The sequence below is a fragment of the Halomonas nitroreducens genome (assembly GCF_003966155.1).
GTDB lineage: Bacteria > Pseudomonadota > Gammaproteobacteria > Pseudomonadales > Halomonadaceae > Halomonas > Halomonas nitroreducens.
The window spans coordinates 17381-33138 of record NZ_RXNS01000017.1 but is presented as its reverse complement, the minus strand read 5'-3'; the positions used below and the strand labels follow the sequence as shown (position 1 = coordinate 33138).

Sequence of the window (15758 nt, the reverse complement as noted above, 5' to 3'; positions counted from 1 at the left end):
GCTCGAGCACACGGCTAACTGCAACACCCCTGCACAACAACCGAAGAGGTCAATATGAAAGCGACAACAATGCGACTCTCTCTGCTGGCGGCCGGTGTGATGCTGGCCAGCGGTGCCCTGCACGCCGACAATCACGATGCCCGCGCCATCGCCGAGCGACTGGTCGATGAGCATTTCCAGGAGTCGACGCTCTCCCGCGAGCAGCAGATCGAGGAGCTGATGTGGTTCGCCAAGGCGGCCGAGCCCTTCCGCGGCATGGAGATCAACACCGTCGCCGAGGGCCTGACGACCCATATCTACGAGCGCGACGTGCTCGCCGAGGCCTTCGGCGAGCTGACCGGCATCGACGTCACCCACAACATCATCGGCGAGGGTGATGTGGTCAACAACATGCAGACGCAGATGCAGTCGGGGCGCAACATCTACGACGCCTACGTCAACGACTCCGATGCCATCGGTACCCACATCCGCTATGGCACCACCGTCAACCTCTCCAATGCCATGGAGAACGAGTGGGCGGACTACACGCTGCCGACCCTGGACCTCGAGGACTTCATCGGCCTGCAGTACGGCACCGGGCCGGATGGCAGCCTCTACCAGCTGCCCGACCAGCAGTTCGCCAACCTCTACTGGTTCCGCTACGACTGGTTCCAGCGCGAGGACCTGCAGAAGCAATTCCGCGAGCTCTACGGCTACGACCTTGGCGTGCCCACCAACTGGACCGCCTACCAGGACATCGCCGAGTTCTTCACCGAGCACGTCGGCGAGATCGACGGCACCAAGGTCTACGGCCACATGGACTACGGGCGCCGCGACCCGTCGCTGGGGTGGCGCTTCCACGACTCCTGGCTGTCGATGGCCGGCATGGGCAGCCCCGGGGTGCCCTTCGGCAACCCGGTCGATGACTGGGGCATCCGCGTCAACGAGCAGAGTGAGCCGGTGGGGGCCAGCGTGAGCCGTGGCGGGGCCACCAACTCGCCGGCCTCGGTGTTCGCCGTTACCAAGATGGTCGACTGGCTGGAGCAGTATGCGCCGCCCGAGGCCAGCGGCATGACCTTCGGCGAGGCAGGGCCGGTGCCGGCCCAGGGTAACGTCGCCCAGCAGATGTTCTGGTATACCGCCTTCACCGCCGACATGACCGACCCGGGTCTGCCGGTCACCGAGGACGACGGCACGCCCAAGTGGCGCATGGCACCGTCGCCGACCGGGCCGTATTGGGAGGAGGGCATGAAGGTCGGCTACCAGGACGTGGGCTCCTGGACCTTCTTCGATTCCACCCCGGAGGACCGTCGTACCGCCGCCTGGCTGTTCGCCCAGTTCACGGTCGCCAAGACCGTGTCGCTGGAGAAGCTGATGGCCGGCCTCACGCCGATCCGCCGCTCCGACATCTTCTCCGAGCAGATGACCGAGATGGCCCCCAAGCTCGGCGGCCTGGTGGAGTTCTACCGCAGCCCCAACGAGTCCAACTGGACGCCGTCCTCCACCAACGTGCCGGACTATCCGCGCATGGCGCCGCTGTGGTGGCAGAACCTGTCGCCCGCCGTCAGCGGGGATATCTCCCCCAAGGAGGCCCTCGACAACCTGGCCGGGGACCTGGACAGCATCATGGCGCGCCTGGCGCGGGCCAAGGTCTTCGAGACCTATGCCCCCAACCTCAACGAGGAGCGTGATCCCGAGCACTGGCTCTCCCAGGACGGCTCGCCCAAGGCCGAGCTCGACAACGAGATGCCGCAGGGGACCACCGTGCCCTACGACGAGATGATGGAGGAGTGGATGGCCGCCGGCACACGTTGATCCCGCTGGGCAGGTCCACGGACCTGCCTCGGCCTGTCGGCAAGCGACAGGACAGCACAGCAGTGTGAACGGTTGCCTGAACGGGACCCAGGGCCCCGCTCGGTGCAGGCCGAGCGGGGCCGCTTTGCTTCCAAGAAGGGCCAGACATGCAACTACGACAGACCAATCTTCGCAAGCTGCCCGAGGCGGAGTTCGACGTGCTGGTGATCGGCGCCGGTATCAACGGGGCCTCCGCCGCCGCCGCCCTCAGCGGCAAGGGGGCGCGTGTCGCGCTGATCGATCGCGGCGATTTCGCCGGCAGCACCAGCATGCACTCCTCCAATCTGGTGTGGGGCGGCATCAAGTACATGGAGAGTGGCGACTTCGCCCTGGTGCGCAAGCTCTGCAAGAGCCGCAATCACCTGATCCGGAGCTATCCCTCCACGGTGCAGGAGATTCGCTTTCTGACCACCATCAACAAGGGCTTTCGCCATCATCCCCTGTACCCCTGGGTCGGCACCTGGCTCTACTGGCTGATGGGCAGCGGCTTCACCCGCCGGCCGCATTTCCTCAGGGCCTCCGATATCAAGGCTCGGGAACCGATCATCGACACCGGCGACGCCCTGGGCGGTTTCGAGTATTCCGATGCCTACCTGCATGACAACGATGCGCGCTTCGTCTTCAACTTCGTGCGCGGCGCCCTGGACTTCGGTGCCGTGGCCGCCAACTACGTCGAGTCCCTGGGGTCACGTCGGGAAGGGGAGCTCTGGGTGACCCGGGTGCGTGACGTCATCGACGGCGATACTTTCGAGGTCCGCTCGAAGGTACTGATCAATGCCGCCGGCCCCTGGGTCGACCAACACAACGACCTCTCGGGCCAGCAGACCGAGCACCGGCATGTCTTCTCCAAGGGCATCCACCTGATCGTGCCGCGCCTCACCGAGCACCGCCGCGTGCTGGCCTTCTTCGCCGACGACGGGCGGCTGTTCTTCGTCATTCCCATGGGCGCGCGCACCTGCATCGGCACCACCGATACCCGGGTCGACTCGCCCGAGGTCGAGGTGACGGACGACGACATCCAGTTCGTGCTCGACAACATCAACAAGCGCCTCGCGCTGGACGCGCCGCTCGGCACGGCCGATATCATCGCCACCCGCTGTGGTGTGCGGCCGCTGGCGGTGAAGCCCAGCAGCGGTGGCGAGCGGGACTTCCTCAACCTGTCGCGCAAGCATGCCATCGACATCGATCGCGAGGCCCGCCACCTGAGCATCTTCGGCGGCAAGCTGACGGACTGCCTCAACGTCGGCGAGGAAGTGGTCGAGGCGGTGGAACGGCTCGGCGTGGCAATGCCCCATCCGGACTATCGCTGGTACGGCGAGCCCGCTGCCTCGCTGCGCGAGACCTTCATGCACCAGGCACGCCTGATGGACCTGGATACCATGACCGCGGCCCACGCCTCCGAGCCGCTGAGCCTGCGGCTCTGGCGTCGCTACGGCACCCAGGCCCTGGAGGTACTCGAGGACATCCGCCAGGATCCACGGCAGGGCGAGGTGCTGATCGCGGGGACCGAATACCTGCGTGGCGAACTCAAGCTGACCCGGCGCCGCGAGATGGTCACCCGGCTCGAGGACTTCCTGCGGCGTCGCTCGAAGATCTCCCTGGTGGTGCCCCAGGACACCATCCGCACCTCGCCGGGGCTGCGCGAGGCCTGCGATATCCTCTTTGGCGACCAGGCTCAGATGCGCATGGACGAGTATTTCGCCGACGCGCCATCGCCGGTCGACGAACGGCTGGGGGAGGGCACCTAGTCCAGGGGGCGTCGACGCCGGGATGGCGAGCGTTGAGCGCCCTGGACAGGGCGATCACCCAAACCGCGGCGAGGCTGATAGAATGCCGCGCGATGTCAACCGCCCGATGCCCAGGAGCCTATTCCATGTCCGATACCTCGGCGGCCGCCCCCCTGCCGGTCGATTCCCCCGTGCGCACCCTGCTGGTCGGTGCCCAGATGCTGTTCGTGGCCTTCGGCGCCCTGGTGCTGGTGCCGCTGCTCACCGGCCTCGACCCCAATGTGGCGCTGTTCACCGCCGGCGTCGGCACCCTGGTTTTCCATGGCGTGACCCGGGTCAGCGTGCCGGTCTTTCTGGCCTCGTCCTTCGCCTTTATCGCGCCGATCCAGGGCTCGGTGGCCAATTTCGGCATCCCCGCGACCCTTGGCGGTCTGCTGGCGGCAGGCCTGGTCTACGTGGCGATCTCGCAACTGGTGCGCCTCAAGGGCACCGGCTGGCTGCACCGCCTGCTGCCCCCGGTGGTGGTGGGGCCGGTGATCATGGTCATCGGCCTGGCGCTGGCGCCGGTGGCGGTGGACATGGCCACCGGCGAGACCAGCGAGGCCATCGGCTACGGCCCGGCGATCTTCCTGTCCATGGCGAGCCTGCTGGTGACCCTGGTGCTGGCGGTGTTCAGCCGTGGCCTGATCCGGCTGGTGCCGATCATGGGCGGCATCGCCACCGGCTACGTGCTGGCGGTGCTGATGGGCGTGGTCGATTTTACGCCCGTGCATCAGGCGGCCTGGCTGGCGCTGCCCGACTTCGTCGCGCCGAGCTTCCACTGGGCGGCGATCCTCTTCATGCTCCCGGTGGCCATCGCCCCGGCGGTGGAGCATATCGGCGACATGGTGGCCATCGGCTCGGTGACTCGCCGCAATTACCTCGACAAGCCCGGCCTGCACCGCACCCTGCTGGGCGACGGCCTGGCCACCAGCGCCGCGGCACTGTTCGGCGGGCCGCCCAACACCACCTATTCCGAGGTCACCGGGGCGGTGACCCTGACCCGGGCCTTCAATCCCTGGATCATGGTGACCACCGCCTGCATCGCCATCCTGCTGTCCTTCTTCGGCAAGCTCGGGGCGGTGCTGCAGACCATTCCCGGGCCGGTGATGGGCGGCATCATGACGCTGCTGTTCGGCTCCATCGCCGTGGTCGGCATGAACACTCTGGTGCGCGCCGGCAAGCCCCTGACTGCGCCGCGCAATCTGGTGGTGGTGTCGCTGATCCTGGTCTTCGGCATCGGCGGCATGCAGTTCGGCAACGGGCAGTTCACCCTGCAGGGCGTGAGTCTCGCCGCCCTGGTCGGCATCGTGCTCAACTGGGTGCTGCCCAAGGCCGACGAGGAGTGATGGTTCGCTGCCCGCTCGGGTGGCCAGCTGTGCCATGAGGGGGCGAGACGTCGTCGAGGGTGCCTCTGGGGACGTTCGGCCCGGCAGTGGAGGCATCCTTGAGGGAGCGGATGTCGGGGCGCTCAGCAACATTCCGCGACACCCTGATGCGGGCGGGGAGCCGTCACGACGTGATGGGGTGGCCGGCGTCGCGCCTCTCGTCACACCGCTTGCCAGTGCACCCGGTTTCGGCCTTGTTCCTTAGCCGCGTACAGCCCCCGGTCGGCGCGCTTGATGGCTGGCTTCAGGGAGGCCTCTTCGGCCATGACCAGGGTCACGCCCAGAGACGCGGTGTAGGGTAACCAGCCGTCCTCGGTGACCTCATGACTGACCTCAACCGGTGAGGTTTCCAGCACGTTGCGCAACCGTTCGGCGACCTGCATAGCCTGGGCGCTGGAGGTGCTAGGGAGCAGGACGGCAAACTCCTCTCCGCCCATCCGACACAGTACATCTCCCTCGCGCAGCAATTTACTGGCCTGGTTGGCGAAGGCTTGCAAGACGCTATCACCCACATCGTGGCCATACTCGTCATTGATGTGCTTGAAATGGTCCAGGTCGATGGCGATCAGACTCAGTGGCTGCCCGCTGCGCTTGGCGCGGGCGATTTCCATGGCTGCCTGGCCCTGCAGGTAGCGCCGATTGCCGAGTCCCGTCAACGGGTCGGTCATGGCCTGCCGGGCCAAGGTGTCTTCCAGTTGCTTGCGTTCCCTCAGGTCGAAGACCATGGCACGGGAGTGTACGAAACCATGGCGAGTGGTGTAGGCCGTGGCCTGGATGACCACGGGAAGCCTACCCCCGTCCCGGGTGATCAGTTCGCATTCGGTTGATCCTTCCTGGTTCTGTCCCTGGACCTCCTGAAAGGCAGCCTCGAAGGCGTCACGGGTCTCGCGGGTAACGAAGTCACGGTAGTGGGCCTGGCCGATTACCTCGTCGGCACGATAGCCCAGCCAGTCGAGTTCGGTGCGGTTCATCTTGACGATACGGCCGTCGGCATCCAGCGAGTGATAACCGCATGGGGCATGTTCATAGAGATCACGCACTTCCGTCGCGTACTGCTGGGCTTGCTGCTTGAGGAATCGTTGCCGATAACTGCTCAGCGCCCAGAACATGCCAAAGACGATGCAGAGACCGTACAGCAGGGCCATGACCAGCAGCGGGGCAAGGTCCTGTGACAGCAGGGACCCGAGCGTGGGTTTGGGGAACATGATGCCCAGCCGCCAGGGGTGATAGCCTGGCAAGCTATGCACCTTGCCGGCCTGGCTGTGGTAGTTCTGGGTGCGGATGTCTTCTAGCTGGAACAGTATCCGCTGACCCCCGAGATCCGCCTGTCCGCGGGTGCGCCGCGAGAGTACCTCCCAAATATCAGGAAACTCGGTTGCAACATGTCTCCCGAAGTGCATCGCCCCGTCTTGATCGGCCAGCAACCAAGTGCCCTGGGCATCCACCAGGAGGGGCTGTGCTGCCTCGTCGATGGACATGGCGTGGTGCAGGCCGGCAGTCAGGTACTGCCAATCCAGGCTGAGCAGTAACACTCCCTTGCGGTCCCCCTGGGCATCGAACACCGGCGTCGCGATGTTGACCACGGGTACCACGCCATCACCGACATTGTCATACCGCAGATTGCGGCCGGGGGGGCGAGATGTAGAGGTCACGGGGTGACAGTGTCATGGCCTCCTGAAAATACTTAGTTGCGGCATGCGAGGGGGCGGGTGATTGCTGGGGGGCTGGTGGCCGTGGCGAACACGTATCAACTCGTGTCCTTGTGGGTCGATCAGGACCAACTTGGTATAGCGCCCATAGTGGGTCAGCAAGGTCTCGAACAGCGAAGACAGCGACTCATCGGCAATGGTGTGGTGGTCGCCTGATAGGATGGCTGGGTTTTTCCTGGGCGGGTGAGATAGCGCTTGAGGCTGGGAAGCTCAGCCGTGGCCAAGGCATGATTGAGGCTCTCATTCATGCCGCGTGTCAGCGACGCGTGCCCGGCTTCGAGCATCGCCTTGGCACCCGCCTGGGCAGCCTCGAGCCTGGCTTCAAGGTGCGCCTGAAAGATCAGAGACAGGGTGGCTGTCACCAGGACGACAGGCACGGCCACGGCCAGTGCCAGGCGAGTGAAGAGGATTGTCGGCGACAACGAACTATCTCCAGGCAGCATGACGCGAGAAAGCACTGTCAACGTACTTCAGGTAACGATGCCAAAGCTGGCAAACGCTTTTCCCTTGGAACGCAGTGAGCCATGTTCCCCATGACGGCTCACGCGTGGTCCAGGCATCTCGAGGAGTTCAAGGTGCCTGGAGGAGGCTTGGTGACTATGTCACGGTCATTGCCGGCAGGATATCAGGCAGTGCCAGGAGCTCTTCCAGCGGCATGGGCCTGGCGAAGAGGTAGCCCTGAAGCAGGTCGCAGTCACGACGCACCAGGTCCTCTTGCTGCTCCACCTCCTCGATGCCCTCGGCGACCACTAACAGATCCATGTGGTGTGCCATGGTGATGATGCCCTCGACGATGGCGGCATTGCTGCGGTTGATGAGGATGTCTCGGATGAAGGCGCGGTCCAGCTTGACTTTGTGGATGGGCATATCACGCAAGTAGCTGAGACTCGAGAAACCGGTGCCGAAGTCGTCGATGGCGACCCTGATGCCCATGTTGCGCAGTGTGGCGATCATCTCGATGGCCTGTTCGGCTTCCTCCAACAGGATACTCTCGGTTACCTCCAGCTCCAGGCATGAAGGCGGTAGCCCTGTCTCGTGAAGAATGGTTTGTACCTCATCGAGGAACCCGTCCCGGTGGAACTGCAATGACGAGATGTTGACCGCCACCGGGAACACGCGTTGGCCCTGGGTGCGCATGTTGGCGAGGGTCTGACAGGCCTGTCTCAGCACCCAGCGGCCCAGGGGGATGATCTGGCCTGTTTGCTCGGCGATGGGAATGAACACGGCGGGAAATACCATCCCGTGTGTTGGATGGTGCCAGCGAATCAGGGCCTCGACACTATGAATGCGGCCACTGACGGCATCGACCACCGGTTGGTAGTAGAGCTCGAACTGGTTCTCGTACAGCGCGGTATGGAGGTCGTTGCGCAACAGCACGTACTCGTTGATCGCGCGTTTTCCATTCCCCCGGTGCCACTGCCAGGTATTGCGACCCTGCCGTTTGGCCACTTCTAATGCCAGGCCGGCATGCTGCAGCAGCTCGTGAGCCTGCTGGATTTCCTCGTCGCTGCAGGCGACACCAATGCTGGCACTGATGTGCAAGGCGCGACTTTCGATTTCGAAGACGCGCCCGAAGGCTGCGACGACCCGGTCGGCGGCAGCGGCCACTGCCTCGCGAGTCGTGATGTCAGGCATTAGCAAGGCGAATTCGTCCCCGGTGAGGCGCGCCAGGGTATCGCGGGGCCCCAGCAGTCGCCTCAGGCGGTCGGCGATGGCCACCAGCAACTGGTTGCCGGCGCGGTGGCCCAGGCCGTCATTGATCGCCTTGAACCCGTCAAGATCGAGGTACATGACCGCGAGCAGGTGCTGTTTCTGCCGGCTCCACGTGAGGTCATGCTCGAGACAATCATCCAGGGCCGTCCGATTGGGGAGGCCGGTGAGCAGATCATGGGTGGCCTGATAGGCAATCTGCGCTTCCTGGTGGCGCTCTCGGGTGATGTCCTCCTGGGTGCCGATGAAGTGGGTGCAGTGGCCGGCTTCGTCGACGACCGGGCTGATCGCCAGGCGATTCCAGAAGGGGGTACCGTCCTTGCGGTAATTGAGTAGTGTGACCTGCACCTCACTACGCGCTTTCAGCGCCTGCCGGATGACTTCGATCGCCGTTGGATCTGTGTCTTCGCCTTGCAGGAAACGGCAGTTTCTGCCGAGCACTTCGTCCGCGGAATAGCCTGTCAGACGATAGAAAGCCTCATTGGCATAGACCGTTGGCATGTTGCGCTGGATGGCATCGGCCATCAGGACCCCATTGGGACTGGCCTCGATGCCCCGCTGCAACAGGCGGAGTTTGGCCTCCTGGCATTTGCGCTGGGTGATGTCGTGACAGAGGCCGTAGACACCGACGATCTCGCCATCGACGGTCACCGGGAAATTGGTGACTTCGAGGTAGTAGGTGTGACCGTCGGCATGGACGCCTACTGTCTCATAGTGGCGTGATGCCCCGGCCTTGGCAGCGTCGAACGCCACCTGGGTGAGCGCGCGATAATCGGGAGCAACAAAGTCGTTGAAATGGCGGCCGACGAGGGCCTGCTCCGGGTAGCCGGTGATGCGTTCCAGGGCGGCATTGCCGCGCTGGAATCGGCCCTCAAGATCGAACTCGTAGACGCCATCCGGGTGGTTCACGAACAGCGAACGGTGCCACTCGGCCAGCGTGCGGTGGCGCTGGCTATCGCGGTCCTTGATGATCGCCAAGGCAATCAGGGCGGCGGCCTGGCGAAGCCGTCTCTTGCTCTTGTCGCTGGGCGCGGTGGGCTCGCGATAATAGATGCCGAACGTCCCCAGTAACTCACCTTGGGTGGTGATCACCGGGCTCGACCAACAGGCACGAAGCTCCTCGGCCTGGGCCGCGCTACGGAAGGCTGCCCAACGCGAATCCGTCTGGATGTCTTCCGTGATGACCTGCCGGCGCAGATAGGCGGCCGTCCCGCAGGAGGCCACTGCCGAGCCGACGGGCACATCCTGAAGCCGCTCCACAAAGTGCCGAGAGAAGTGTTGGCTGGGAAACAGGCTGAGGGAGCAACGCGCCGGGTCGAAGCGCATGAAAGCCACGATGGCGCCGGGGTGCTGGAGGCCGATCCAGTGGGCAATGGCTTCCAGCGTCTTGTCCAGCGGTGCCTGCTGGGCAATGAGTTCGTGGATATCCTGCTGCGCTTCAAGCAGGGCGAAATCGTCGGTCACGGACATGCCCCCATGTGACATCTCCCGAGAGTTTTTTTTGGAAGATTGTTAGTTAAGTAAATACTGGAGGAGGCGGTGGGGACCAGGCAACACTGCAATCGTCGCATAAGGAATCCGATGAGTGCTATCGCGTGGCCGCCACGCCCCGCGAGACCTGTGGACGAGTGGACGGGGACTCGCGGAGCTTGGTTGAGCGGGACTTGGGGCTTGTCGCGGGCGCTCCCTAGCCGTGATGAAGCTCCTCTCCGCCATCGGAGAATGACGGAGGGGTGTTGGCGCTGACGATCACGCATTCCCGGTCGCCGACGTTGCGAAAGCGGTGGGGCAGGCGGGAGTCGAAATAGTAGGCGTCGCCGGCCCTCAGCAGCGCCACCTCGCCGTTCACGGTGATCTCGATCTCACCTTCGACCACCACGCCGCCTTCCTCGCCGTCGTGCTCGAGCATCTCGTCGCCACTGTCGGCGCCCGGCGGGTAGCGCTCGTGCAGCACCGACATGCGCCGGTCCGGCCGGCGCGCGGCGACCAGCCGCCAGGACAGCACGCCATCGCCGATCTCGGTGAGCTCCGAGGCCTTGTAGAAGGGGCGCGGCTGGCTGTGCTCGTCGCCGGCGAAGAAGGCGCTGATCGACACCGGCAGGGCATCCAGGATCTTCTTCAGCGAGCTTACCGAGGGGCTCACACTGTTCTGCTCGATCAGCGAGATGCTGCTGTTGGTCACCTTGGCGCGCTTGGCCAGCTCGCGCTGCGAGAGGCCACGTTCCTGGCGCAGCTGGCGCAGGCGGGCGCCCACGTCGAATCCTTCATCCATCATCGTTCCTGTCAGCGGCGTCGGCCGCAGCCTGAAATGTGTGGTCGTGGCATATTCTTGACAGATGATACCGTGTCGCGACGGGCTCGATAAGCCGCGCCTTGACCGGCGTCACGGCGGGGGCCGAGCGTGAGCGGCGGTCATGGCACCCGTCGCGTGGCTAAGGCATCATGAGGACATGCCTGAGCAATCTGCTGGAGTATTCATGATCCACCGAGACGACCTCACCGGGCTGGTGCTGGCCGGCGGTCAGGGGCGCCGCATGGGCGGGCGTGACAAGGGGCTCGAGCCGTTCGCCGGCCGTCCGCTGGTGGCCCATGCCTGCGCGCCGCTGGTCGGGCGGGTGGCCGAGGTACTGATCAACGCCAATCGCCACCTCGAGGCCTATGCCGAGCAGGGCGATCGGGTGGTCCGCGATGCCGAGGGTGGCTACCAGGGACCCCTGATGGGCATCTACAGCGGCCTGCATGCCGCCAGGACGCCCTGGGTGGTGGTGGTGCCCTGCGACAGTCCGGCGCTGCCCGACGACCTGGTGGCGCGGCTGGCGGCGGGGATCGGCGCGATGGATATCGCCGTGGCCGACGACGGCGAGCGGCTGCACCCGGTGGTGGCCTTGATCCGTCGCCACCTGGTCGACGACCTGGCCTGTGCGCTGGCCCAGGGCGAGCGCAAGATCGATCGCTGGTATGCCCGGCATGCCTGGTGTCGCGTCGATGTCTCCGACTGCGCCGCGGCCTTCGCCAACCTCAATACCCCTGACGAGAAGCAGCGCCTCGAGCGGCTGCACGGCAAGGAGCCAGCACGCCCATGAGCGATTCGGCACCCGCCTCCCTGACCCTTCGCGACGACCTGCCGCTGCTCGGCATCGCCGCCTGGAGCGGCACCGGCAAGACCACCCTGCTGGAACGCCTGCTGCCGGCGCTCGGGCGCCGCGGCCTGCGGGTGGCGGTGATCAAGCATGCCCACCACGGCTTCGACGTCGACCAGCCGGGCAAGGACAGCCATCGCCTCCGCCAGGCCGGGGCCGTGCCGATGGTGGTGGCCTCGCGGGCGCGCATCGCGATGATGATGGAGACCCCGGGGCGCGAGGAAGCGGACCTCGACGAACTGGTCGAGATGGTCAGGCCCCAGGCGCCGGACCTGATCCTGGTGGAAGGCTTCAAGGCCTGGCCACTGCCCAAGCTGGAGCTGTATCGCCCCGAGGTGGGCAAGCCGCTGCGCGTCGCCGAGGATCCCTGGGTCAAGGCGGTGGCCAGCGATGCCGCCTTGCCCCTGCCCGCGGGTGTCGAGGCCCTGGATCTCAACGATCTCGAGGCCCTGGCCGACTGGGTGGCCGCCTGGCCCGCGCGCTGGCCCGAGGCGCGCCACCGGCGCCGGGAGGGGCGCCCGGCATGACGCTGTCCTGCTTCGATCTCGGCGAGCGTATGCTCTCGCCCGCACAGGCCAGTGCGGCGCTTGCCGAGCTGGTGCCGACGTCGCTGGCGGTGGAGCGGGTGAGCCTGGACGCCCTGCATGGCCGGGTACTGGCCGAGGACGTGATCTCGCCCATCGACGTGCCCCAGAACACCAATGCCGCCATGGACGGCATCGCCCTGGCCTGGCCCGTGGCCGACCCGCTGCCCGCGACCTGGCGCCGGGTCGGCGAGGTGCTGGCCGGTCGCTCCCATGGGGCGGCCCTCGCGCCCGGCGACTGCGTGGCCATCACCACCGGGGCGCCGCTGCCCGCCGGGGCCGACACCGTGATCATGCGCGAGCAGCTCGAGACGCAAGGGGAGGCCGTGCGCGTCGAGCATCCCGAGCGCGTGAAGCGGGGCCAGCACGTGCGCCAGGCCGGCGAGGACATTGCCCGTGGCCAGCGGGCGCTGGCGGCCGGCACCCGGGTCGGCGCCGCGGAGCTCGGCCTGCTGGCCTCGCTGGGGCTCGCCGAGGTGGCGGTCCACCGCCGGCCCCGCGTGGCGGTGTTCTCCACCGGCGACGAGGTCACCCCGCCGGGCGCGCCGCTGCCCCCGGCCGGCATCTTCGATGCCAACCGCTTTACCCTTGCCGGCCTGCTGCGCGAGCAGGGCGCCGAGCCGATCGACCTGGGGATCCTTGCCGACGACCGGGCCGCGATGATCGCGGCGCTGCGCGATGCCGCCGAGCGCGCCGACCTGGTGATCACCAGTGGCGGCGTCTCGGTGGGCCAGGCCGACTTCACCCGCCAGGCGCTGGAGGAGGTGGGGCGCCTGGCCTTCTGGCGCATCGCCATCCGTCCGGGGCGGCCGCTGGCCTGCGGCCAGCTCGGCGAGCGCGCGGTGCCCTTCCTCGGCCTGCCGGGCAACCCGGTGGCGGTCATGGTCACCTTCCTGCAGTTCGTGGTGCCCCTGCTGGGCCGGCTGCAGGGCCGGGCGGAGACAGCCCCGCGACGGCTGACCGCGCTCGCCGAGACGCCGCTGCGCAGCCGCACCGGGCGCACCGACTTCCTGCGCGGGGTCACCCGCAGCGACGAGGCCGGACGGCTGTGGGTGCGCGACACCGGCGCCCAGGGCTCCGGCATCCTGTCTTCCATGGTGGCCGCCGACTGCCTGATCGAACTCGACAAGGCGCGCGACGGCGTCGAGGCCGGCGAGGCGGTGACCATCCAACCCCTTTTTCGACTGTCATGAGGCGCTGAATCCATGAGCCTGACCCATCTCAATCCCCGCGGTGAAGCCCACATGGTCGATGTCGGCGACAAGGCGGAGAGTCGCCGTGAGGCGCGGGCCTCCGGCGTCATCCATATGCGCCCCGCGACCCTGGCCCTGCTGGCCGATGGCGACCTGCCCAAGGGGGATGTGCTGGCCACGGCGCGTATCGCCGGCATCCAGGCCGCCAAGCGCACCCATGAGCTGATCCCGCTGTGCCATGCCCTGGCGCTGTCCAAGGTCAGCGTCGACTTTCGCCTGGACGAGGCCGCTTCCTGCGTGCACGTCAGCGCCACCTGCCGGCTGACCGGTCGCACCGGGGTCGAGATGGAGGCGCTGACCGCCGTGTCGGTGGCCTGCCTGACCCTCTACGATATGTGCAAGGCGGTGGACAAGGACATGGAGATCGGCAGCATCCACCTGGATGCCAAGACCGGCGGCAAGTCCGGCGACTATCAGCGCGGGCCCGCTGCCATGGAGCCGGCACCGATCGTCACCGGCGAGGGTGCCACCGGGGAGGTGTCGCTGGGAGTACGCTGTGCCATGGGCGAGCCCTGTATCCGCGTCAAGTGCCTGGCCGAGCTCCGCGAGCGTCTCGGCGTGGGCGAGGTCTCGGTGCCCTTCGCCGAACTGGAAAGCGCCGATGTGGCGGGCCTCAAGGCGCTGCTCAAGTCCATGGATGCGCGCTTCGCCGGCCTCGACGAAGGCCGGGTACTGTGCGCGGTCAATCAGGTGATGGCCGGCAACGCCACGCCGCTGACCGCCGAGGACGAGGTCGCCTTCTTTCCACCGGTGACGGGGGGCTAGTCAGATGATTCGTGTGCAGCAAGAACGCTTCGATGCCGGCAGCGAGCAGCAGGCCCTGACCCGCGGGCGCAGCGATATCGGCGCGGTGGTCAGCTTCACCGGGCTGGTGCGCGACTTCAACGAACGCCCCGAGGTCCAGGCCCTGACCCTGGAGCATTATCCCGGCATGACCGAGTCGGCGCTGGCCGACATCGTCGCCGAGGCCGAGCAGCGCTGGCCGCTCCAGGGCGTGCGGCTGATTCACCGGGTTGGCCGCCTGGCCCCCGGGGATCCTATCGTGTTAGTGGTGGTGGCCAGTGCCCATCGGCGCGCGGCCTTCGAGGCCTGCGACTTCATCATGGATTTCCTCAAGACCCGCGCGCCCTTCTGGAAGAAAGAACACACGGCCAGCGGTGCCTACTGGGTGGCCGAACGCGAGGGCGATCATCGCGATGCCCGTCGCTGGGAGACTTCAACATGAACGACGAGCTCATCGACGACTTCGGCAGGCGAGTGCGCTACGTGCGTATCTCCGTCACGGACCGCTGCGACTTTCGCTGCGTGTATTGCATGAGCGAGGAAATGACCTTCCTGCCGCGGGCCCAGGTGCTGACCCTCGAGGAGCTCGCGCTGGTGGCCCGGGCCTTCACCGAGATGGGGGTGGAGAAGATCCGCCTGACCGGCGGGGAGCCGCTGGTCCGTCGCGACATCGACCACCTGGTGGACGAGATCGGTGCCTTGCCGGGCCTCAGGGACTTCGCCATGACCACCAACGGCGCGAGCCTGCGCAAGTTCGCCCCGCGGCTGCGCGAGGCGGGGCTTGAGCGGCTCAATATCAGTCTCGATTCCCTGGATCCGGAACGCTTCCGCCGCCTGACCCGCACCGGCGAGCTGGCCAAGGTGATCGATGGCATTCGCGCCGCGCGCGAGGCCGGCTTCGAGCGCATCAAGCTCAATGCGGTCATCCTCAAGGGCCGCAACGACGACGAAGTGGTGGACCTGGTCGACTTTGCCCGCCGGGAAGGCGTGGACATCAGCTTCATCGAGGAGATGCCGCTCGGCGATGTCTCGGATCACTCCCGGGCCGAGACCTTCTGCTCCAGCGACGAGGTGCAGGCGCTGATCGAGCAGCGACATGCGCTGCTGCCCACCACCGAGACGACGCTTGGGCCCTCGCGCTATTTCCGCATGCCGGACAGCGAGACCCGGGTGGGCTTTATCTCGCCCCACAGCCACAACTTCTGCTCGACCTGCAACCGGGTGCGCGTCACGGTGGAAGGGCGGTTGCTGCTGTGTCTGGGTAACGAGCACTCGGTGGACCTGCGGGCCGTGCTGCGTCGCCATCCGGGGGATATCGATGCCCTCAAGGACGCCATCGTCAAGGCGATGCCGCTGAAGCCGGAACGCCATCATTTCACCACCGACGGCGACGTACAGGTGGTGCGCTTCATGAACATGACCGGCGGTTAATCCTGCCGTCCCGCCGGGAAAGGCACTCCCTTTTCCGGCGGGTCATGCTCCCTCCACGCTCCCTTACTCTGCCGATTTTTTCCTCCCTCTCACGATACCTCCCGCCACAGGCACGCACGGAGGTCAGGTAATTTCTGCCGGCTATTCTTGCCAAACGGGTG

The 15758-nt window shown here is 66.3% G+C and carries 13 protein-coding genes; 9 read left to right on the top strand and 4 right to left on the bottom strand.

The annotated features are described in order from the left end of the window. Positions 1 to 54 precede the first annotated feature (54 nt). The 3 genes from EKG36_RS16190 (at position 55) to EKG36_RS16180 (ending at position 4948) form a co-directional block, all read left to right on the top strand. Positions 55 to 1794, top strand: a complete 1740-nt coding sequence (locus EKG36_RS16190) for an ABC transporter substrate-binding protein (RefSeq protein ID WP_126485975.1) — start codon at positions 55 to 57, stop codon at positions 1792 to 1794. A gap of 146 nt (positions 1795 to 1940) precedes the next feature. After that, a complete protein-coding gene (locus tag EKG36_RS16185) occupies positions 1941 to 3581 on the top strand; it encodes a glycerol-3-phosphate dehydrogenase/oxidase (protein ID WP_126485973.1) in 1641 nt (546 codons plus the stop codon). A 125-nt stretch (positions 3582 to 3706) separates the two neighbouring features. Beyond that, positions 3707 to 4948 (top strand): uracil-xanthine permease family protein, encoded by a 1242-nt coding sequence (locus EKG36_RS16180; protein WP_126485971.1) that lies wholly within the window; start codon positions 3707 to 3709, stop codon positions 4946 to 4948. A 200-nt stretch (positions 4949 to 5148) separates the two neighbouring features. Here the strand turns inward: EKG36_RS16180 and EKG36_RS16175 are convergent, their stop codons facing one another. The 4 genes from EKG36_RS16175 to EKG36_RS16165 form a co-directional block, all read right to left on the bottom strand. Further along, the gene (locus EKG36_RS16175; RefSeq protein ID WP_246007538.1) at positions 5149 to 6570 is read right to left on the bottom strand and encodes a sensor domain-containing diguanylate cyclase; all 1422 of its coding nucleotides are present in this window, start codon (positions 6568 to 6570) and stop codon (positions 5149 to 5151) included. A gap of 221 nt (positions 6571 to 6791) precedes the next feature. Next, positions 6792 to 7118, bottom strand: coding sequence for a hypothetical protein (locus EKG36_RS20840; protein ID WP_246007537.1), 327 nt, complete (start codon positions 7116 to 7118; stop codon positions 6792 to 6794). Positions 7119 to 7293: 175 nt separating this feature from the next. After that, on the bottom strand, positions 7294 to 9876 hold the full coding sequence (locus EKG36_RS16170; protein WP_126485969.1) for an EAL domain-containing protein: 2583 nt from the start codon (positions 9874 to 9876) through the stop codon (positions 7294 to 7296). Positions 9877 to 10093: 217 nt separating this feature from the next. Next, the gene (locus tag EKG36_RS16165; RefSeq protein ID WP_126485967.1) at positions 10094 to 10678 is read right to left on the bottom strand and encodes a cupin domain-containing protein; all 585 of its coding nucleotides are present in this window, start codon (positions 10676 to 10678) and stop codon (positions 10094 to 10096) included. A gap of 205 nt (positions 10679 to 10883) precedes the next feature. Between EKG36_RS16165 and mobA the strand changes: the two genes are divergently transcribed. From mobA to moaA, 6 genes are read left to right on the top strand one after another with little or no spacing between them, the layout of a single operon-like run. Next, entirely contained in the window at positions 10884 to 11489 is a 606-nt protein-coding gene (gene mobA / locus EKG36_RS16160) for a molybdenum cofactor guanylyltransferase MobA (RefSeq protein WP_126485965.1), read from the top strand. Then, positions 11486 to 12073, top strand: a complete 588-nt coding sequence (gene mobB / locus EKG36_RS16155) for a molybdopterin-guanine dinucleotide biosynthesis protein B (protein WP_126485963.1) — start codon at positions 11486 to 11488, stop codon at positions 12071 to 12073. The genes mobA and mobB overlap by 4 nt, the downstream gene beginning before the upstream one ends. After that, complete coding sequence (locus EKG36_RS16150; RefSeq protein WP_126485961.1) at positions 12070 to 13323, top strand: bifunctional molybdopterin-guanine dinucleotide biosynthesis adaptor protein MobB/molybdopterin molybdotransferase MoeA; 1254 nt, start codon at positions 12070 to 12072, stop codon at positions 13321 to 13323. The genes mobB and EKG36_RS16150 overlap by 4 nt, the downstream gene beginning before the upstream one ends. A 12-nt stretch (positions 13324 to 13335) precedes the next feature. Then, positions 13336 to 14148 (top strand): cyclic pyranopterin monophosphate synthase MoaC, encoded by an 813-nt coding sequence (moaC, locus tag EKG36_RS16145; protein WP_126485959.1) that lies wholly within the window; start codon positions 13336 to 13338, stop codon positions 14146 to 14148. A gap of 4 nt (positions 14149 to 14152) precedes the next feature. Next, complete coding sequence (gene moaE, locus EKG36_RS16140) at positions 14153 to 14608, top strand: molybdopterin synthase catalytic subunit MoaE (RefSeq protein ID WP_126485957.1); 456 nt, start codon at positions 14153 to 14155, stop codon at positions 14606 to 14608. Beyond that, entirely contained in the window at positions 14605 to 15597 is a 993-nt protein-coding gene (gene moaA / locus EKG36_RS16135; RefSeq protein WP_126485955.1) for a GTP 3',8-cyclase MoaA, read from the top strand. The genes moaE and moaA overlap by 4 nt, the downstream gene beginning before the upstream one ends. Positions 15598 to 15758: the final 161 nt, after the last annotated feature.